The organism is Streptomyces sp. DSM 116793 (genome assembly GCF_057320905.1).
In genome coordinates, this window is the sequence record NZ_CM170494.1 from 3,696,012 (window position 1) to 3,713,779 (window position 17,768).

18 protein-coding genes are annotated in these 17,768 nt (G+C 70.3%); 9 read left to right on the forward strand and 9 right to left on the reverse strand.

The genetic code is table 11. The features are described from left to right. A complete protein-coding gene (locus ACSMXW_RS14310) occupies positions 1 to 213 on the reverse strand; it encodes a helix-turn-helix transcriptional regulator (protein WP_485806663.1) in 213 nt (70 codons plus the stop codon). 604 nt (positions 214 to 817) lie between these two features. Here ACSMXW_RS14310 and ACSMXW_RS14315 point away from each other — a divergent pair. The 5 genes from ACSMXW_RS14315 (at position 818) to ACSMXW_RS14335 (ending at position 3,444) form a co-directional block, all read left to right on the forward strand. After that, entirely contained in the window at positions 818 to 1,009 is a 192-nt protein-coding gene (locus tag ACSMXW_RS14315) for a hypothetical protein (RefSeq protein ID WP_027734738.1), read from the forward strand. Beyond that, a complete protein-coding gene (locus ACSMXW_RS14320) occupies positions 993 to 1,517 on the forward strand; it encodes a DUF6879 family protein (protein WP_485806665.1) in 525 nt (174 codons plus the stop codon). Before ACSMXW_RS14315 ends, ACSMXW_RS14320 begins: the two co-directional genes overlap by 17 nt. Beyond that, positions 1,514 to 2,344: a helix-turn-helix domain-containing protein gene (locus ACSMXW_RS14325; RefSeq protein ID WP_485806667.1), complete on the forward strand. Its 831-nt coding sequence runs from the start codon at positions 1,514 to 1,516 to the stop codon at positions 2,342 to 2,344. Before ACSMXW_RS14320 ends, ACSMXW_RS14325 begins: the two co-directional genes overlap by 4 nt. 306 nt (positions 2,345 to 2,650) lie before the next feature. Beyond that, entirely contained in the window at positions 2,651 to 2,875 is a 225-nt protein-coding gene (locus ACSMXW_RS14330) for a DUF397 domain-containing protein (protein ID WP_485806669.1), read from the forward strand. Between the two features lie 83 nt (positions 2,876 to 2,958). Further along, positions 2,959 to 3,444 carry a hypothetical protein gene (locus ACSMXW_RS14335; RefSeq protein ID WP_485808028.1) on the forward strand — a complete coding sequence of 162 codons (486 nt, stop codon included), beginning with the start codon at positions 2,959 to 2,961 and terminating at the stop codon, positions 3,442 to 3,444. Positions 3,445 to 3,573: 129 nt separating this feature from the next. On the opposite strand, the gene ACSMXW_RS14340 is transcribed toward ACSMXW_RS14335, so the two are convergent. Beyond that, positions 3,574 to 4,761, reverse strand: coding sequence for an acyl-CoA dehydrogenase family protein (locus tag ACSMXW_RS14340; protein ID WP_485806671.1), 1,188 nt, complete (start codon positions 4,759 to 4,761; stop codon positions 3,574 to 3,576). Positions 4,762 to 5,044: 283 nt separating this feature from the next. Between ACSMXW_RS14340 and ACSMXW_RS14345 the strand changes: the two genes are divergently transcribed. Then, positions 5,045 to 6,385 carry a UDP-glucose dehydrogenase family protein gene (locus tag ACSMXW_RS14345; RefSeq protein ID WP_485806672.1) on the forward strand — a complete coding sequence of 447 codons (1,341 nt, stop codon included), beginning with the start codon at positions 5,045 to 5,047 and terminating at the stop codon, positions 6,383 to 6,385. A gap of 258 nt (positions 6,386 to 6,643) precedes the next feature. On the opposite strand, the gene ACSMXW_RS14350 is transcribed toward ACSMXW_RS14345, so the two are convergent. The 3 genes from ACSMXW_RS14350 to ACSMXW_RS14360 form a co-directional block, all read right to left on the reverse strand. Further along, positions 6,644 to 8,062: a dipeptidase gene (locus tag ACSMXW_RS14350; protein ID WP_485806674.1), complete on the reverse strand. Its 1,419-nt coding sequence runs from the start codon at positions 8,060 to 8,062 to the stop codon at positions 6,644 to 6,646. 4 nt (positions 8,063 to 8,066) lie between these two features. Next, complete coding sequence (gene purE / locus ACSMXW_RS14355) at positions 8,067 to 8,573, reverse strand: 5-(carboxyamino)imidazole ribonucleotide mutase (protein ID WP_485808030.1); 507 nt, start codon at positions 8,571 to 8,573, stop codon at positions 8,067 to 8,069. Between the two features lie 131 nt (positions 8,574 to 8,704). Beyond that, on the reverse strand, positions 8,705 to 9,910 hold the full coding sequence (locus tag ACSMXW_RS14360) for a 5-(carboxyamino)imidazole ribonucleotide synthase (protein ID WP_485806676.1): 1,206 nt from the start codon (positions 9,908 to 9,910) through the stop codon (positions 8,705 to 8,707). Between the two features lie 101 nt (positions 9,911 to 10,011). On the opposite strand from ACSMXW_RS14360, the gene ACSMXW_RS14365 reads away from it, so the two are divergent. Beyond that, positions 10,012 to 10,521, forward strand: a complete 510-nt coding sequence (locus ACSMXW_RS14365; RefSeq protein WP_485806677.1) for a GtrA family protein — start codon at positions 10,012 to 10,014, stop codon at positions 10,519 to 10,521. A 240-nt stretch (positions 10,522 to 10,761) separates the two neighbouring features. On the opposite strand, the gene ACSMXW_RS14370 is transcribed toward ACSMXW_RS14365, so the two are convergent. Next, entirely contained in the window at positions 10,762 to 12,030 is a 1,269-nt protein-coding gene (locus ACSMXW_RS14370) for an ATP-binding protein (RefSeq protein ID WP_485806679.1), read from the reverse strand. Positions 12,031 to 12,335: 305 nt separating this feature from the next. Then, positions 12,336 to 13,013, reverse strand: a complete 678-nt coding sequence (locus ACSMXW_RS14375; RefSeq protein ID WP_212912349.1) for a response regulator transcription factor — start codon at positions 13,011 to 13,013, stop codon at positions 12,336 to 12,338. 593 nt (positions 13,014 to 13,606) lie between these two features. Here ACSMXW_RS14375 and ACSMXW_RS14380 point away from each other — a divergent pair. After that, on the forward strand, positions 13,607 to 15,124 hold the full coding sequence (locus tag ACSMXW_RS14380) for a peptide MFS transporter (RefSeq protein WP_485806681.1): 1,518 nt from the start codon (positions 13,607 to 13,609) through the stop codon (positions 15,122 to 15,124). A gap of 92 nt (positions 15,125 to 15,216) precedes the next feature. Here the strand turns inward: ACSMXW_RS14380 and ACSMXW_RS14385 are convergent, their stop codons facing one another. Both ACSMXW_RS14385 and ACSMXW_RS14390 read right to left on the reverse strand, forming a co-directional pair. Further along, complete coding sequence (locus tag ACSMXW_RS14385; protein ID WP_485806683.1) at positions 15,217 to 15,840, reverse strand: ATP-binding protein; 624 nt, start codon at positions 15,838 to 15,840, stop codon at positions 15,217 to 15,219. 234 nt (positions 15,841 to 16,074) lie between these two features. Next, positions 16,075 to 16,443 carry an STAS domain-containing protein gene (locus tag ACSMXW_RS14390; RefSeq protein ID WP_485806685.1) on the reverse strand — a complete coding sequence of 123 codons (369 nt, stop codon included), beginning with the start codon at positions 16,441 to 16,443 and terminating at the stop codon, positions 16,075 to 16,077. Positions 16,444 to 16,679: 236 nt separating this feature from the next. Between ACSMXW_RS14390 and ACSMXW_RS14395 the strand changes: the two genes are divergently transcribed. Continuing rightward, positions 16,680 to 17,609 (forward strand): RNA polymerase sigma factor SigF, encoded by a 930-nt coding sequence (locus tag ACSMXW_RS14395; RefSeq protein WP_485806687.1) that lies wholly within the window; start codon positions 16,680 to 16,682, stop codon positions 17,607 to 17,609. The last annotated feature ends 159 nt before the right edge of the window (positions 17,610 to 17,768 follow it).

The window sequence follows — 17,768 nt, forward strand, 5'->3', positions numbered from 1 at the left end:
TCACGGCGCAGAAGCATGCTGGTACTCACGTAGGGCCATGGCCAGAGCACGTGCCGTCTCCAACCTGGTGTCTCCCGCGCTCCCCTGCTCCAGCTTCCGGATAGTGGAGAGGGAGACTCCTGAGGCGGTGGCCAGCTCTCGCCGTGCGAGGCCCCGCCGCTTTCGGAGGTCTCGGACGTGCCGACCGATACGGGTGTCACCGCTCTCGGACATACTGGCACCTCCGTTCGGACCTGGACAATCCGAACCGTACTCCGCCGAATGCCCGGCGGGACATCGCGAGGCACTGCGGCCACAGGGAGGCAGGGCCTGGCTTTTCGTCAGATCTTGTACAGGTGGTGCGGGATCGCTCGCTCCCAGACCGTTTCGAAGGCGGCGGAGCACAGCTTCAGGGCTGCCGGGTCTGAAGTTATCTCGTCGTCCAACGACTACTCCATCTTCTCGGTGCTCGACTCCACCCCTGCAACAAGATCTTCTGAGCCTCCACGTCCGTCCGCACGGTGGGGCAGTGGTCCGGTCCGTGTCGGGGTCGATTCCGATGAACTCTGCGACCATTTCTGACGATCATGGGGAAAGGCGAGGAAGGGCTCTGCCAAGAGGGGTGTCCTTGCAAGTCAGAGCCCTGGAACAGGGGGCCGGTCGAGGTCGGCGCGGTACCGGCCGCAGCCTCCCCGACCGGTCGGAGGAGCGGCAGGCTGCGGGGAGGTTACGCGGTTTTCCCGTTCCGTCAACCGTGATCGCTTGACCCCCGCGCCCTGGCCTCGGGAGCATCAACGCAGATGCGGTGTACTGGCAGCACCGGAGAGGGGAACAGACCATGAAGGTCACCAAGCTGGTCAGCACGTGCGACATCACGGACTGTCCGACGATCTACGCGACGGATCGCGGCACGCTCTTGGTCCAGGGAGAGACTCCGACCGACCACGGGCTTCAGATTCCCGCTCACGAAACTCTGGTCGAGATCCCGATGGAACTGATCCAAAAGGCTATCCGTGACAACCTCGTCTAGGACCCTCGGCGACCTCTTCGACGCGTTCCAGCATGCGGCGTTCCGGCTCGAAACCCTCGACGACTACAGCAAGTCGGGGAACGTCGATGCCTATCACGCGTTCCTGGCCGGGGAGCCGCAGCCGGACGACTACAACGCGGGCTGGGTCGAAGAACTCCGCTCACACACAGGAAAAGGGAAACGGGTCTACCGGGTTCACATTCTGCGCCGCCCGCTCACGGATTATCTTAGGTTCGAACTCGGGTGGGGATACCAGAAGAACATGTCCGGGGGTGAGGAGTTCTTCATTCTGGACATTACCGACAGGTCGAACCCGCTGCAGAACGTACCTGACTTCTGGCTCTTCGACTCCGAGTCCGTGGCCGTGATGAACTACGACGGCGCCGGAAAGTACCTGGGCTCGGAAGTCCTGTCATCGGAACGAACGGCGGAATTCGCCGGGCACCGTGACTCGGCACTCACCCATGCGGAGCCCTTCACGGAATGGTGGGCTAAGTACGGGGCGTGAACAGGGCACAGTTGGGGGCCGCGCTGCGGGCGCTGCGTCAGGCATCCGGGAAGGAAGCCAAAGCGGTCGCCCGTGGCGCTCTCATGTCTCCGTCCAAGCTCTCCAAGATCGAGAATGCGAAGCTGGCGCCCAGCGCGACGGACGTCGAACGCATTCTGATTTCCATCGGCGTGTCCGAGGAGATCAAGGCCGAGTACACCGACGCCGCTCGAACGGCCGGCACCGAGACGACCGAGTGGCGGCTGTTGAAACGGGTTGGAGTCCACAAGGGTCAGCAGGAGGTCAAGGCTCTTGAAGCCCAGATGTCAGTGCTGCGGATGTTCCAACCAGCTCTGGTTCCGGGTCTGCTCCAGACTCCTGAGTACATTTGGGCTGTCCTGCAACGTCACAGTCTGAGTGAAGATACCCTCAACCGCACCGTCAGAGGCCGGTTGGAACGCCAAGCAATCCTCTACGACAACACCAAGTCATTGCGGTTCGTGATCACGGAACCCGTTCTACGGTGGCGGCTCGTCCCGCCGTCGATGATGGCTGCCCAGTTGGACCGAATCGTTTCGATGTCGCGTCTGTCTCACATCGACATCCAAGTAGTCCCGTTGAGCGTTCAGCAGCATGACATCGCGAACCACTCGTTCGCCATCCGGGACAACCGCCTGGTCACCGTCGAGACGGTCCACGCCGAGGTGCTCGTCACCGACCCCAGGGACGTGGAAATCTACGTAGAGAAATTCCACGGGTTCGAACAGGTGGCGCTGTCCGGTGACGACATGCGTGGCCTGGTCGAAGGTATCCGCGACGACTTCTTGCGGGAACAGGAAACAGGCTAGAGCCGCATCCATGGCCCGCCGAAGATAGCGCCGTGGAGAGCGAAGAGAGAACTGCCGATCCTGGAACCCACACGACAGCACGGACGTGCCAGGCAGACCTGCGGGCCGGAGTAAGCCGTGGCCACGACGGACGATCTTCCACCGCTGCTCACAAGCGCTTGGCCGCCATGCGAGTGCTGGCACTGCACGAAACGCGGCCAAGGTTCCAGGCGCTGAAGTCTCTCCCTCTCCTCCCATGGGCTCCCGTCCGACCCGGGCGGCGGCGGTCAGCCATGACCGCGATCAGTTGAGCAGGAAGGTGCAGTGATGCTGAACAGGAGTGAACTGTACGCGCTCGACATCAGCGGGGCCTCGTTCGTGAAGGCGTGCGGCGGCCCCTGCACGGAAGGATGCGTGACCCTGGCCCGCATCGGCGGCGACGCCTGGGCCCTCGGGGACAGCAAGCGGCCGGACGCGGAGCCGCTGCGGTTCACCACGGAGGAGCTGGACGCGGCCGGTATCGACCCGGCGCGCTTCGGCCTGACCGTCTGATCCTCCCCCTCCACCAGCCGGGCCGTATTCATCCCCCGTCCATGGATTCGGCCCGGCTGGCATCTCTCGAACGGGAACGGCTCGTGCACCACCACGGCTATCTGTGGACCGGCCCGAAAGAGCGCTTCGACAACGAAGCTCTACGGCGTCCCCCACACCCTGATCCTCCACCCGCTCCGGTATCCGATGGTGACGTACAGGCGGAACGCCTACTCAAGCGCTACCGGGAAGTGGTGACAGAATTCCCGACGTCCGATCTGCCGCCGATCGAAACGTCGTACTGGCTGATCAAACCCCGCGCCCTGGTTCGTGGCACATGGGACGAGGCCGAAGAGGCGGCGGCCTGGCTCGGGGAGCGGCTGGCCGCGTACGCGCTCCGGTTCGCCTCCGAGCGGGATCGCGACACCACTCGGCTGGCCCTATTGGTCACAGCTACTGCGGAGCGGCTGGAGTCAGGTACGGATGTGTCGTGGGGCTTCTACCTCGAACGCCCCTCGTATCTGCACCTTGCGCTGGTGACATGCTCCCCGAACCGCTCGATGCCCGACCTGGCCTGCCCCATGCGGTAGCCGGAGCAATCGGGTAGGAGGGCCGGGCCGCCCGGCCCTCCTACCCGGTTTCCGCAGCGGCGGCCGTGATGGGCTCCCGAAGCCCTTGAACAGCCTCTGACCTGCAAAGCCTCCGACCTGCAAAACCTGCTAGGGAAGGTTCCTCGCCATCACGATCCGCTGGACCTGGTTCGTGCCCTCATAAATCTGCGTGATCTTCGCATCGCGCATCATCCGCTCCAGCGGGTAGTCCCGCGTGTAGCCGTAGCCGCCGAGGAGCTGGACCGCGTCCGTGGTGATCTCCATGGCGGCGTCCGAGGCGAAGCACTTGGCGGCGGCGCCGTGGAAGGTGAGGGCCTCCTCCTTGCCGCCGGCGGCGACGCGCTCCGACTTGGCCGCCGCCGCGTACGTGAGCTGGCGGGCCGCCTCCAGCTTCATCGCCATGTCGGCCAGCATGAACTGGACGCCCTGGAAGTCCCCGATCGGCTTGCCGAACTGCTTGCGCTCCTGGACGTAGCCCTTGGCGTAGTCGAGCGCGCCCTGGGCGATGCCGAGGGCCTGGGCGGCGATGGTGATCCGGGTGTGGTCCAGGGTCCGCATCGCGGTGGCGAAACCGGTGCCCTCCTCGCCGATCAGGCGGTCGGCGGGGATGCGGACGTCGTCGAAGTAGACCTCGCGGGTCGGGGAGCCCTTGATGCCGAGCTTCTTCTCGGGCGCGCCGAAGGACACGCCCGGGTCGGACTTCTCGACGACGAAGGCGGAGATGCCGCGCGAGCGCTGCTCCGGGTCCGTCACCGCCATCACTGTGTAGTACTCGGAGACGCCGGCGTTGGTGATCCAGCGCTTGACGCCGTTCAGCACGTAGTGGTCGCCGTCACGTACCGCCCTGGTCTTCATGCCCGCCGCGTCCGAGCCCGCGTCCGGCTCGCTCAGGCAGTACGAGAACATCGCGTCGCCCTTGGCGAGCGGGGCCAGGTAGCGCTTCTTCAGGTCCTCCGAGGCGGAGAGGATCAGCGGCATCGAGCCCAGCTTGTTCACCGCCGGGATCAGCGACGAGGACGCGCAGACCCGCGCCACCTCCTCGATCACGATGACGGTGGCGAGGGCGTCGGCACCCGCGCCGCCGTAGCTCTCCGGGACGTGCACCGCGTGCAGGTCGGCGGCGCGCAGCGCGTCCAGCGCCTCCTGCGGGAAACGGGACTCCTCGTCCACCGCGGCCGCGAACGGCGCGATCTTCGCCTCGGCGAGGGAGCGCACCGTCTCCCGGAGCATGATGTGTTCCTCCGACGGCTGGTACAGGTCAAACGCCGCGTTTCCCGCCGATCCCGCCACTGCCATTCACTCCTTAGCCCCAGACACCTGCACCGTCACGTGCACCGTCACGACCCCGCCGGCCCGCGGGCACGCCCGCACCGCCCTGGACACGGTCGCTAACTACCGTTAAGTAACCGCATCCTACGGGCCCGCCCCCGGCAGGCACAGGCACACGCGCGTGAGCTTCCCGACAGCGTCCGGAGGCAGTCGTTCAGGGCCTGCCCACAGGGGCCCGCGGCTATGCTCGGGCCAGCGCACGACCGCCCACATACACCCACACCGTCCTCGCAGAAGTCCTGGAGTACGCATGCCTCTCAAGATCACCGTGATCGGCACGGGTTACCTCGGGGCCACCCACGCGGCGGCCATGGCCGAGCTGGGCTTCGAGGTGCTGGGACTCGATGTCGCGCCCGAGAAGATCGAGATGCTCTCGCGCGGCGAGGTCCCGATGTACGAGCCGGGGCTCGAGGAGCTGCTGCGGGCGCACGTCGCCGGGATCGAGGGGTCCAGCGGGCGGCTGCGCTTCACGATGGACTGGGCCGAGGCCGCCGACTTCGGCGATGTGCACTTCGTCTGCGTGAACACCCCCCAGAAGCACGGCGAGTACGCCTGCGACATGTCGTATGTGAACGCGGCGGTGGACTCGCTCAGCAAGCAGCTGCGCAAGCCGGCGCTGGTGGTGGGGAAGTCCACGGTGCCGGTGGGAAGCGCGGCGCAGCTGGCGGGCCGGATCGCGGAGCTGGCGCCCGCGGGCAGCGACGTCGAGCTGGCGTGGAACCCGGAGTTCCTGCGCGAGGGGTTCGCCGTCGAGGACACCCTGCACCCGGACCGGATCGTGGTCGGCGTGCGCAGCGAGCGCGCCGAGAAGCTGCTGCGTGAGGTGTACGCGAAACCCGTCGCCGAGGGCTCCCCGTTCATCGTCACGGACTTCCCGACCGCGGAGTTGGTGAAGACCTCGGCGAACTCGTTCCTGGCCACGAAGATCTCGTTCATCAACGCCATGGCGGAGGTCTGCGAGGCGGCCGGCGGCGACGTCGCCAAGCTCGCCGAGGCCATCGGGCACGACGAGCGGATCGGCAAGAAGTTCCTGCGGGCCGGGATCGGCTTCGGCGGCGGGTGCCTGCCCAAGGACATCCGGGCCTTCATGGCCCGCGCGGGCGAGCTGGGCGCCGACCAGGCGCTGACGTTCCTCCGCGAGATCGACTCCATCAACATGCGGGCCCGCGGCCAGATGGTCGCCCTGGCGCGCGAGGGCGTGGGCGGGAGCTTCCTGGGCAAGCGGGTCGCGGTGCTGGGCGCCGCGTTCAAGCCGGACTCCGACGACGTCCGGGACTCGCCGGCGCTGAACGTCGCCGGGCAGATCCACCTCCAGGGCGGCCAGGTCACCGTCTACGACCCGAAGGGCATGCCGAACGCCAGGCGGGTCTTCCCGACCCTCGGCTACGCCGAGTCGGCGCTGGACGCGGTGCGCGGCGCTGACGTGGTGCTGCACCTCACGGAGTGGCGTGAGTTCCGTGAGCTGGATCCGGCGGCGCTGGCGCCGGTCGTCGCCCGGCGGCTCGTCCTCGACGGCCGCAACGCGCTCGACGCGGCGCGGTGGCGTGCGGCCGGTTGGACGTACCGGGCGATGGGCCGCCCGACGGCCTGACAGCGCCCTGTCGGGCGACGGTGCCCCGTCAGGGGCTCCCCCTGGCCCCGGGGTGCCCCTGGCGCCCCCTTCAGAGGCACGGGGAACTGCGCGAGCAGCCACGACGCGACCCTGGAGGTCGCCACCGGCCGCAAGGGGCGGCCTGTGCCCTGCCGGGCGGCCTGTGCCCTGCCCCGGCCACCGGCCGTCCCCCGGCGCCCCTTGACGGAACCGGGGCACCCGGCGAACCACGGGCGCCCCGAGCGGAACCGGGGAACCTCAGCCGTCGAGTTCGCCGATCGTCGCGTTGGACGGGGCCCGGCGGGCCCCGAGGTCCGCGGCGACGGACTCCGCCGCGCCCAGTACCCGCACCGCGTTCCGCCAGGTCAGCTTCGCCAGGTCCGCGCGGGACCAGCCCCGGGTGTGCAGCTCCGCGATGAGGCGGGGATAGCCGGAGACGTCGTCCAGACCGCTCGGCGTGAAGGCCGTGCCGTCGTAGTCGCCGCCGATGCCGATGTGGTCGATGCCGGCCACCTCGCGCATGTGGTCCAGGTGGTCGGCGACCGTGGCGACGGTCGCGACGGGGCGCGGGTGGCGCTCCTCGAAGGCACGGTGCACGGCCAGCGCCTCCGGAGTGGTGTCCAGGTGGTGCAGGCCGTGGGCGCGCATGTTCTCGTCGGCCGCCTCGGTCCAGGCGACCGCGGCGGGCAGCACGAACTTGGGCACGAAGGTGCCCATCGCCACGCCGCCGTTCGCGGGCAGCCGCTCCAGGACGTCGTCCGGGATGTTCCGCGGGTGGTCGCAGACGGCGCGCGCCGAGGAGTGCGAGAAGATCACGGGCGCCTCGGTAGCGTCCAGCGCGTCCCGCATCGTGCTGGGCGCGACATGCGAGAGGTCGACCAGCATGCCGATGCGGTTCATCTCCCGCACCACCTCGCGGCCGAACGCAGAGAGCCCGCCGACGCCCGGCTCGTCGGTGGCCGAGTCCGCCCAGGGGACGTTGTCGTTGTGGGTGAGCGTCATGTAGCGCACCCCGAGCCGGTACAGACCGCGCAGCGTCGCCAGCGAGCAGTTGATGGAGTGGCCGCCCTCCGCACCCATCAGGGAGGCGATGCGCCCCTCGGCGCGCGCCCGCTCCATGTCGGCGGCGGTGCGCGCCGGGGCCAGGGCCTCCGGGTAGCGGGCGAGGAGTTGCTCGACGCAGTCGATCTGTTCCAGGGTGGCGCTCACGGCGTCGTCCCCGGCGAGGTCGCTGCGGACATAGACGGACCAGAACTGCGCGCCCACCCCGCCGGCCCGCAGCCGGGCCAGGTCGGTGTGCAGGAACGCGCTCTGGTCGGCGGCGATGTCGCGCCGGCCGAGGTCGTAGCGGACCTGCTTGCGCAGCGCGTGCGGGAGGTCGTTGTGCCCGTCGACGACGGGGTACTCGCTCAGCAGCGCACGGGCCTCGGTGAGGGCGTCGGCGGCCCGGGCCTCGGGCTCGGCGGCCGAGGGCCCGGCCGAGGCGGACGAGGCCGTGGAGGCGGCGGAGGCAGACGCGGCCGAGGGCCCGGCCGAGGCGGACGAGGCCGTGGAGGCGGCGGAGGCGGACGCGGCCGAGGGCCCGGCGGAGGCAGACGCGCCGGTGGAGGCGGCGGAGGCGGACGAGGCCGTGGAGACCGCGGCAGTGGCCGGTGTCCCGGCGGATTCGGACGCCATCTCCTCACTTCCCCGAACGGAAGCCGAAGCCCGCGGCGCCGCTCTGCGTCTTGGCGCGCAGCCGCCGGCCCTTCTCGGTCGCCTGCTCGTTCAGCTGCCGCTGGAACTCCTGCATCCGGGCGAGCAGCTCGTCGTCGTGCGCCGCGAGAATCCGGGCGGCGAGCAGGCCGGCGTTGCGGGCGCCGCCGACGGAGACCGTGGCGACCGGCACCCCGGCCGGCATCTGCACGATGGAGAGCAGGGAGTCCAGGCCGTCCAGGTGCTTCAGCGGCACCGGGACGCCGATCACCGGCAGCGGGGTGACCGCGGCGAGCATCCCCGGCAGGTGCGCCGCGCCGCCCGCGCCCGCGATGATCGCCCGCAGCCCGCGGCCGGCGGCCTGCTCGCCGTACGCGATCATCTCCTGGGGCATCCGGTGCGCGGAGACCACGTCGACCTCGTAGGCGATCTCGAACTCGTCGAGCGCCTGGGCCGCCGCCTCCATGACGGGCCAGTCGGAGTCCGAGCCCATCACGATGCCGACGGCCGGGCCCTCGACGGCCCGTGCGGCACCCGCGGTGCGGGCGGCGTCCGTGCCCACCGACGTGACCGGGCCCGCCGAGGCGCCCGGTGCGTCCTGGCCCGCCGAATCAGGGGAGTGCGTCATTCCGTGATCGTTCCTCTGAGGTAGCCGGCAGCGTGACGGGCGCGTTCCAGCACATCGTCCACGTCGTCGCCGTAGGTGTTGACGTGCCCCACCTTGCGGCCGGGCTTCACGTCCTTGCCATACATATGGATCTTGAGCTGGGGGTCGCGGGCCATGCAGTGCAGGTAGGCCGCGTACATGTCGGGGTAGTCGCCGCCGAGGACGTTGCACATCACGGTCCATGGCGCGCGGGGCCGGGGGTCGCCGAGCGGCAGGTCGAGGACGGCGCGGACGTGGTTGGCGAACTGCGAGGTGATCGCGCCGTCCTGGGTCCAGTGGCCGGAGTTGTGCGGCCGCATCGCCAGCTCGTTGACGAGGACGCGGCCGTCGCGGGTCTCGAACAGCTCGACGGCGAGGTGGCCGACGACGCCCAGCTCCTTCGCGATCCGCAGCGCCAGCTCCTCGGCGTGCAGCGCGAGGTCCTGGGAGAGGCCGGGCGCGGGCGCGATGACCGTGTCGCAGACGCCGTTCACCTGCTGGGACTCGACGACGGGGTAGGCGACGGCCTGGCCGTGCGGCGAGCGGACCACGTTGGCGGCCAGCTCCCGGGCGAAGTCGACCTTCTCCTCCGCCAGCACGGGCACCCCGGCCTTGAAGGGCTCGGCGATCGCGGGGTCGTCCGCGGACCTGACCACCCAGACGCCCTTGCCGTCGTAGCCGCCGCGCACGGTCTTCAGGACGACCGGGAAGCCACCGCCCGCAGTGGGGCCCCCCGCGCCATCCGCGCCCCCGGCTGCGCCGTCCGCGCCCCCGGCCTGCTCGGCGGCGAACGCCGCCACGTCGGCCGGGTCCCGCACGATGCGGTGCCGCGGGCTGGGCACCCCGAGGGCGTCCAGCCGGGCCCGCATCACGCCCTTGTCCTGGGCGTGCACCAACGCGTCCGCACCCGGACGCACCCGGACGCCATCGGCCTCCAGGGCGCGCAGGTGCTCCGTGGGCACGTGCTCGTGGTCGAACGTGATCACGTCGCAGCCCTGCGCGAAGGCGCGCAGCGTCGCCAGGTCGCGGTAGTCGCCGACGACAACGTCGCCCACCACCTGCGCCGCCGAGTCCTGCGGGGTGTCACTGAGGAGCTTGAACTTGATGCCCAGCGGGATGCCCGCCTCGTGTGTCATACGAGCGAGCTGGCCACCGCCGACCATGCCGACTACCGGGAACGTCACAGCCCCAGGGTATCGGCCGCGGAGAGCGGCCCGAGAGGGCTGGTTAGCATGGTGCGGTTGACGCACACGAGCGACGAGCGAGTCGGGGGCGGGACGAGACCATGGACCAGGACGACGCCGCGCATCCGAAGACATCGCCCGCAGGCGCGCTGTGGGCGCGGGTGGAGCGGACGGTGCGCGAGCTCGTCAAGTTCGGTGCGGTCGGCGGCGCGGGGCTCCTCGTCAACCTGCTCGTGTTCAACCTGGTACGCAGCGCGACCGACCTCCAGGTGGTGCGCGCCAGCGTCATCGCGACGGTGGTCGCCATCGTCTTCAACTACGTGGGGTTCCGGTACTTCGCGTACCGGGACCGCGACAAGAGCCGGCGGACCAAGGAGCTGGGCCTCTTCCTGCTGTTCAGCGCGGTCGGGCTGGTGATCGAGAACGGCCTGCTGTACGCGGCGACGTACTGGTTCGGCTGGGACTCCCCGTTGCAGAGCAACATCTTCAAGTTCCTCGGCATCGGCCTCGCCACGCTGTTCCGTTTCTGGTCGTACCGGACGTGGGTCTTCCGGACGCTGCCGCAGCGGCCCCCGGCCGCCCCGGTGCCCGCGCGGAACGGGCGTCCGTAGCGTCAACGGCCGACGTCGGCCCGGCTTCCTGAAGGGGCGCGGGGAAGTGCGCGGCCAACCGCCCATCGGCCGGTGGTCCGGATACGACCGAAACTGCCCCTTGTGGCCGGTGGCGACCCGCAGGGTCGCCATGGCTGTCCCCCATTGCCTGAAAGGAAGAGGTACCCCCCAGCGGTTCCCCGTGCCCTTCAGGGGCACAGGCAGGCCGCAGGCCGCCCCGGCCAGGGCTCACCGCAGGGCTTACCGCACAGTCGGCTCGCCCGTCCCCGCGGGCCTCCGCAGTGGTGTGCGGGACAGGAAGAGGCCGAAGACGGGCGGCTTCGCCTGGAGCATCTCCAGGCGGCCGCCGTCGGCCTCGGCGAGGTCGCGGGCGACGGCGAGCCCGATCCCCGTGGAGTTCCGGCCGCTGATCGTCCGCTCGAAGATGCGCGCGCCGAGGTCGGCGGGGACCCCGGGCCCCTGGTCCGTGACCTCGATCACCGCCTGGTTGCCGGTGACGCGCGTGCGCAGGGCGACCGTGCCGCCGCCGTGCATCAGGGAGTTCTCGATCAGCGCGGCGAGCACCTGGGCGACCGCGCCGGGCGTGCCCACGGCCGTCAGGTGCTGTTCGCCGGAGTTGATGATGGCGCGTCCCGCGCTGCGGTAGGCCGGGCGCCACTCCTCTATCTGCTGCTTGATCACCTCGTCCAGGTCGAACGCGACGGCGTTGCCGGTGCGCGGGTCCCGGGAGTTGGTGAGCAGCCGCTCCACGACGTCCGTGAGCCGCTCGACCTGGGTGAGCGCGATGGTCGCCTCCTCCTTGACGGTGTCCAGGTCGTCGGTGACCGTGATCTCCTCCAGGCGCATGGAGAGCGCGGTGAGCGGGGTGCGGAGCTGGTGCGAGGCGTCCGCGGCGAGGCGGCGCTCGGCGGTGAGCATCCGGGCGATGCGCTCCGCGGACCCGTCCAGCACGTCGGCGACGCGGTCCAGCTCGGGTACCGCGTACCGCTTGTGGCGGGGCCTGGGGTCGCCGGAGCCGAGGCGCTCGGCGGTCTCGGCGAGGTCGGTGAGCGGGGAGGTGAGGCGGTTGGCCTGGCGGACCGCGAGCAGCACGGCCGCGGCGATCGCCAGCGCGGCCACCGCCCCGATGATCAGCAGGGTCCTGCCGACCTCCCGGGTGACGGTGGACTGCGGCTGCTCCACGGTGACGGTCTCGCCCCGGTCGCCCTTGGCGTTGGCCCTGATCACGTCGCCGGTGGGGCGGGTGCCGATCTCGATGGGCGGCCGGCCGGGGATGTCGATCACCGCGTACCGCTCGGCGACCTGGTCCTTGAGGACGTCGCCGGTGATCTGCCGGTCGGTGAGCAGCCGGCTGTTGACGATGCTGACCAGGCGCACCGCCTCCGAGTCCACCCGCTCATGGGCGCTGTTGCTGATCGTGCGGGTCTCGACGATGACGAGCGAGACCCCGAACACGGCGATCACGACGAGCACCACGGCGAGCGTGGAGTTGATCAGGCGGCGGCGCACGGCGCAGGCACCTCCGGTAGGTCTGGCTAGCGCTGTGACCGGGAAGGTTCGCCGGAAGCTCGCGACTCCCCCACTGCGAGCCGGTGAACCGTTCCGGTCACTGCACTAGGGAGCTTCTGATGGATCTCCGCGGCGTCGCGACGCCCGGCACGCTCCCCCACGCTCGGCTGCGCTCGCGCGGGGGCACCCCCACTCGCCGCACCGGGCACAAGCCCACGTACGCCCAGTACGAGGACTTGCACCCGGCACGCCGAGAGCACGCACCGAACGCCGCTCCTTCCCCACGAAGATCCATCAGAAACCCCCTAACTCTTCTCGAAGCGGAAGCCGACCCCGCGGACGGTGGCGATGTACCGGGGGTTGGCCGCGTCGTCGCCGAGCTTCTTGCGGAGCCAGGAGATGTGCATGTCGAGGGTCTTGGTGGACGACCACCAGGTGGTGTCCCAGACCTCGCGCATCAACTGGTCGCGGGTGACCACCCGGCCGGCGTCCCGCACCAGCACCCGGAGCAGGTCGAACTCCTTCGCGGTGAGCTGGAGTTCCTCCTCGCCCATCCAGGCGCGGTGCGACTCGACGTCGATCCGCACGCCGTGCGTCGCGGGCGGCTGCTGGGGCTCGGCGGCGCCGCGGCGCAGCAGGGCCCGCACCCGGGCGAGCAGTTCGGCGAGCCGGAACGGCTTGGTGACGTAGTCGTCGGCGCCCGCGTCGAGCCCGACCACGGTGTCGACCTCGTCGGCGCGGGCGGTGAGGATCAGGATCGGCACCGCATGGCCCTCGGCGCGCAGCCTGCGGGCCACCTCCAGGCCGTCCATGCCGGGCAGGCCCAGATCCAGGACGACCAGGTCGACCTGTCCCTGCATGCCGGCGTCCAGCGCGGTGGGGCCGTCCTCCCGTACCTCGACCTCGTACCCCTCCCGGCGCAGGGCACGGGCCAGGGGCTCCGAAATGGACGCGTCGTCCTCGGCGAGCAGTACACGGGTCATGGGGTGATGGTAGTCCGCGTGGCTGAGGGCCCGTGGCGCGATCGGTGGCCGTACCGGGGCGCACGGCACCCTGACATGGGGCGCGCGGTGTGCGCCTGCGGCTTGCGGATGCAATGCTGGCGAACGCCTTGGAAAGAGGGTTGCGCAGGAGATGGGACCTGTGATTCCTGTCTCAACCCTTTCCATATGCGACTCTCACGTGCCGTATGGTGGCAGAACGCCTGTAAGCAGTATTCGGCGGTACTCATCGGTACGCGGAACCACTTCAGGGCCTTTGGGGGCCATCACGGCTTCTTCCCCAAAGGTCACTTCTGTATGTGCCGGTGAGAAGGGGTCGGGCCCCGCCGGTCCCGGTCCCCGAGCAATGACCCGTGGCCGGGCCCCGTGCGTGAGGAAGCGCCCGGGGTGTGGATCCCGGTGTCGTCCGTCACACGCCCCCACCAGGGGTGGTGCCCCCTCCCCCGGGAGCGGGCGTCCCGTCCGCGGGTCCGACGTGCGCCACCGGTTCCGGCCGCGCCCCCCACCGGCGTGCCGCGGTTCCGAACGGAGCGGGAAACCCCCGCGCGGTACGTCCCGACCCACAAGGACCACCCATGGCGTCCAGCCTGACGAAGGACTCGTCCCCGATCCCGGGACCGGAGAAGACCTTCTTCGGCCACCCCCGCGGACTGGCCACCCTGTTCATGACCGAGATGTGGGAGCGCTTCAGCTTCTACGGCATGCGGGCCCTGCTCCCGCTGTACCTCGTCTCCGGCGGTGCCGCGGCCGCCACCGGCTCGCAGGGCGGCGGTCTCGCGATGACCGCGGCCACCGCCACCGCGATCTACTCGATATACCTGGCCATGGTGTACCTGCTGGCGATGCCCGGCGGCTGGTTCGGCGACCGGGTCTGGGGTCCGCGCAGGACGGTCGCCGTCTCGGCCACGGTCATCATGCTCGGCCACCTCACCCTGGCCCTGCCGGGGCAGGCCACGTTCTTCGCCGGTCTCGCGCTGGTCGCCATAGGCTCCGGACTGCTGAAGGCCAACATCTCCACGATGGTCGGCCACCTCTACGACGGCCCGGACGACCCCCGCCGCGACGGCGGCTTCACCGTCTTCTACATGGGCATCAACGTGGGCGCCTTCGCGGCGCCGCTGGTGATCGGCACGGTCGGCCAGCAGGTGAGCTGGCACCTCGGCTTCGCGCTCGCCGCCGTCGGCATGGGCCTCGGCCTGGTGCAGTTCCTGTTCGGCACCCGCCACCTGAACCCGCGCTCCAGCCTGGTCCCCGAGCCGCTGCCCCGCGAGGAACGGAACTCGGTGCTGCGCAAGGCACTGCTGTGGGTGGTGGCGGCCGCGGTGTTCTACGGCGCCGTGGTCGCCGCCGGGCTGTACACCATGAACTGGGCGCTGGTGCCGATCACCGTGGCCGGCCTGCTGATCCCGATCGGGGTGCTGGTCCGCATCAAGCGGGACAAGGAGCTGACGGCCGGCGAGCAGTCCCGGATGACCGGCTACATCTGGTTCTTCGCGGCCGCCGCCATCTTCTGGATGATCTACGACCAGGGCGGCTCCACGCTGGCCATCTTCGCGGCCGACAAGACCGACACCTCGGTCTTCGGCTGGTCCTTCCCGGCCTCCTGGTTCCAGTCGGTGAACCCGGTGCTGATCATGGCGCTGGCGCCGCCGCTCGCCTGGGTCTGGCTGTACCTGGCGCGCCGCGCCAAGGAGCCGAGCACCGTGGTGAAGTTCTCGGCCGGCCTGGCGCTGGTGGGGCTGTCGTTCTTCCTGTTTATGCTGCCGCTGTCGGCGGCGGGCGGCGGCAAGGTCGGCCCGCTGTGGCTGGTCGGGATCTATCTGCTGCAGACGGTCGGCGAGCTGTGCCTCTCGCCGGTCGGCCTGTCGGTGACCACCAAGATGGCGCCGGCCAAGTACGCCTCGCAGATGCTGGGCGTGTGGTTCCTCGCCGTCACCGCGGGCGACTGCGTCACCGGCCTGCTCTCGCTGGCCGGCGTCGACCTCAACACCACCGGGATCGTGGCGCTGGAGGCCGCGGTCGCGGTCCTCGCCGGCATCGGCGTCTACACCTACCGGGGCAGGGTCAGGACCCTGATGGGCCGGGTGCACTGAGGCGATGGGCCGGGTGCACTGAGGCGCCGGCAGGCGGGTCAGGGCCGCCGAGGCCGGCGCCCGGCACGGTCCCTTCGGGGCTCCGGCGCCCCCTAAGGGGAGCCGAGTTCCGCCCAGACGGTCTTGCCCGGCAGTCCGGGCATCCGGATCACCCCCCAGTCCAGGCAGAGGCGCTGCACGATGAACATGCCGTGCCCGCCGGGGCGTCCCGCGCGGTGCGGCGTGCGGGGGGCGGGCTGGCCGGCGCCGCGGTCGGACACCTCGATGCGCAGCATCTTGCGGTCGCAGCCGAGCCAGAGCTCCTCGGGCCCCTCGGCGTGCAGGCAGGCGTTGGTGACCAGCTCGGAGACGACCAGCAGGACGTCCTCGGCCGCGGCGCGCTGGTCGGCGCCGGAAGCCGGCAGCCAGCCCCACGCGTAGAGCGCCTGCCGGGTGAAGTCCCTCGCCAGCGGCACGATGCCGGTGGCGTCGCGGAAGCTGAGGCGGCGGCTGCGGCGGCCCGCGTCGTCCAGCTCGTCCCCCGGGTCGGGGGCGCCGACGATGCCGGCGGCGCTGCCGGGCGCGGCGGCGGCCGGGGCGGGGTCGGTGGGGGCGGGGTCGGTGGGGGCGACGGCACCGGGCACGGAGTAAGCGGGATGCCCCGGCGCCGTCGCGGCGCCCTCGGCACCCGGCTCCGGGCCCCCATCGCCCGGCGAGCCCGGGCGGGTGGTGCTCATCAGCGCTTCACCTCACCGATTCACCAGTTCAACGATTCAGAATGTCAGCAACGGTCCGTGCCTCGCCCGAGGCCGCTCCGCGGGCCGTGGCACGCCTCCCCGGCCGCCGTACGACGACGGATCCACGTGTCTTCTGCCCGGCCGAACCGTGAGAACACCCACTAATTCGACGCGAGAGCTGTGACGCCGGTTACGCGGCGATCACGCAGGGAGAACTGTGGCGTAACGCCTGGTTCAGTCGGCCAGGGCGGCGTCGAGCGTGGGGTGCACGGTGAAGACGGCCTCCGCCCCGGTGATCTCGAAGACCCGGGCGACCACCGGCTGCATGCCCGCCAGGTGGACCTGGCCGCCCTCGGCCTCGGCCTTGAGGCGGGCGCCGAGGAGCACGTTGAGCCCGGTGGAGTCGCAGAACTGCAAGCCGGAGCAGTCGACCACCACCCGGGTGCATCCGTTGCCAAGACTGCTCTCCAGCGGCTCGCGCAGCACGTCCGCGGTGGCATGGTCCAACTCGCCCACCGGGGTCACCACGGCGGTGGAGCCCTGTTCTCGCACCTCGACGTGCAGCCGGCCCTTGTGCGTACTGCCGACCGTCCCGCGGTCCATGCCGTCTCTCTCCCGAGCGTCGTGGGTGTTGCCTGACTCTTTCGAACATTACGCCCTGTGGCCGCCCTCCGGTACCCGAACAACCCCCCAGAAATGGACATTTGGGGCGAACCGCTACTTGCGACGGGTGCGCGAAACCGGGTAGGCCTAGAGGGAAAGCATTCGGACACGTCGGCCTTGGAGGCGCCGCACACCCCAGCCCAGAAAGTGGCTTCGGCAGCCATATGCCGAGAACGATGGAGGACATCATGTCACCCCGGCTCGACGCACCGCACCCTGACCAGGCGACGTCGACTCTCCCCCCTGACCTCACGGACGAGCTCGCGGACCACGCCGCTGGAGCCGACCTCCTCCCGGAGGGCCTGACCGACCTTCCGGAGATCCCCCCTTACGACACGGTGGGTCCCGTCGACGCACGGGCCCTGTCGAAGACCCTCTTCGAGCGCTTGGAGACGCTGGAGGAGGGCACCCATGAGCACGCCTACGTGCGCAACACCCTCGTGGAGCTCAACCTCGCCCTGGTGAAGTTCGCCGCATCCCGGTTCCGCTCCCGCAGCGAGCCGATGGAGGACATCATCCAGGTGGGCACCATCGGCCTGATCAAGGCCATCGACCGCTTCCAGCTCAGCCGCGGCGTCGAGTTCCCCACCTTCGCGATGCCCACGATCGTCGGCGAGATCAAGCGGTTCTTCCGGGACACCTCGTGGTCGGTGCGGGTGCCGCGCCGACTGCAGGAGCTCAGACTCGACCTGGCCAAGGCGGGCGACGAACTCGCCCAGCAGCTCGACCGCGCGCCCACGGTGGCCGAACTCGCCGCACGCCTCGACCTGTCCAGGGACGAGGTCGTGGAGGGCATGGCGGCCAGCAACGCCTACACGGCCAGCTCGCTGGACGCGCAGCCCGAGGAGGACGACTCCGAGGGCGCCCTCGCGGACCGCATCGGGTACGAGGACCATGGGCTGGAGGGGATCGAGTACGTCGAGTCCCTGAAGCCGTTGATCGCGGAGCTGGGGCCCCGCGACCGGAAGATCCTGTCCCTGCGGTTCGTCGCGAACATGACGCAGTCCGAGATCGGGGAGGAGTTGGGCATCTCCCAGATGCACGTCTCCCGGTTGCTCTCCCGCACGTTGGTGCGGTTGCGCAAGGGGCTGACAGTCGAGGAGTGAGCCTGACGGCTCGCCTCGCCCCGGCTCGGCAGGCGGTGGCCCGCCGAGCCGCGGAAGGGGCGCGGGGAACCGCGCGACCAGCCACGACGCGCCTGCGGCGGGCCACCGGGCCGAGACCCCTGGGGTGGGCCGAGGCCCTTGGGCTCTGATGCCTGACCA

Excerpts from the sequence above, each read along its gene's own strand:
- ACSMXW_RS14310 (WP_485806663.1), bottom strand. The coding sequence starts at position 213 with ATGTCCGAGAGCGGTGACACCCGTATCGGTCGGCACGTCCGAGACCTC.
- ACSMXW_RS14315 (WP_027734738.1), top strand. The coding sequence starts at position 818 with ATGAAGGTCACCAAGCTGGTCAGCACGTGCGACATCACGGACTGTCCG.
- ACSMXW_RS14330 (WP_485806669.1), top strand. The coding sequence starts at position 2,651 with ATGCTGAACAGGAGTGAACTGTACGCGCTCGACATCAGCGGGGCCTCG.
- ACSMXW_RS14340 (WP_485806671.1), bottom strand. The coding sequence starts at position 4,761 with ATGGCAGTGGCGGGATCGGCGGGAAACGCGGCGTTTGACCTGTACCAG.
- ACSMXW_RS14345 (WP_485806672.1), top strand. The coding sequence starts at position 5,045 with ATGCCTCTCAAGATCACCGTGATCGGCACGGGTTACCTCGGGGCCACC.
- ACSMXW_RS14350 (WP_485806674.1), bottom strand. The coding sequence starts at position 8,062 with ATGGCGTCCGAATCCGCCGGGACACCGGCCACTGCCGCGGTCTCCACG.
- purE (WP_485808030.1), bottom strand. The coding sequence starts at position 8,573 with ATGGGCTCGGACTCCGACTGGCCCGTCATGGAGGCGGCGGCCCAGGCG.
- ACSMXW_RS14365 (WP_485806677.1), top strand. The coding sequence starts at position 10,012 with ATGGACCAGGACGACGCCGCGCATCCGAAGACATCGCCCGCAGGCGCG.
- ACSMXW_RS14375 (WP_212912349.1), bottom strand. The coding sequence starts at position 13,013 with ATGACCCGTGTACTGCTCGCCGAGGACGACGCGTCCATTTCGGAGCCC.
- ACSMXW_RS14380 (WP_485806681.1), top strand. The coding sequence starts at position 13,607 with ATGGCGTCCAGCCTGACGAAGGACTCGTCCCCGATCCCGGGACCGGAG.
- ACSMXW_RS14385 (WP_485806683.1), bottom strand. The coding sequence starts at position 15,840 with ATGAGCACCACCCGCCCGGGCTCGCCGGGCGATGGGGGCCCGGAGCCG.
- ACSMXW_RS14390 (WP_485806685.1), bottom strand. The coding sequence starts at position 16,443 with ATGGACCGCGGGACGGTCGGCAGTACGCACAAGGGCCGGCTGCACGTC.
- ACSMXW_RS14395 (WP_485806687.1), top strand. The coding sequence starts at position 16,680 with ATGGAGGACATCATGTCACCCCGGCTCGACGCACCGCACCCTGACCAG.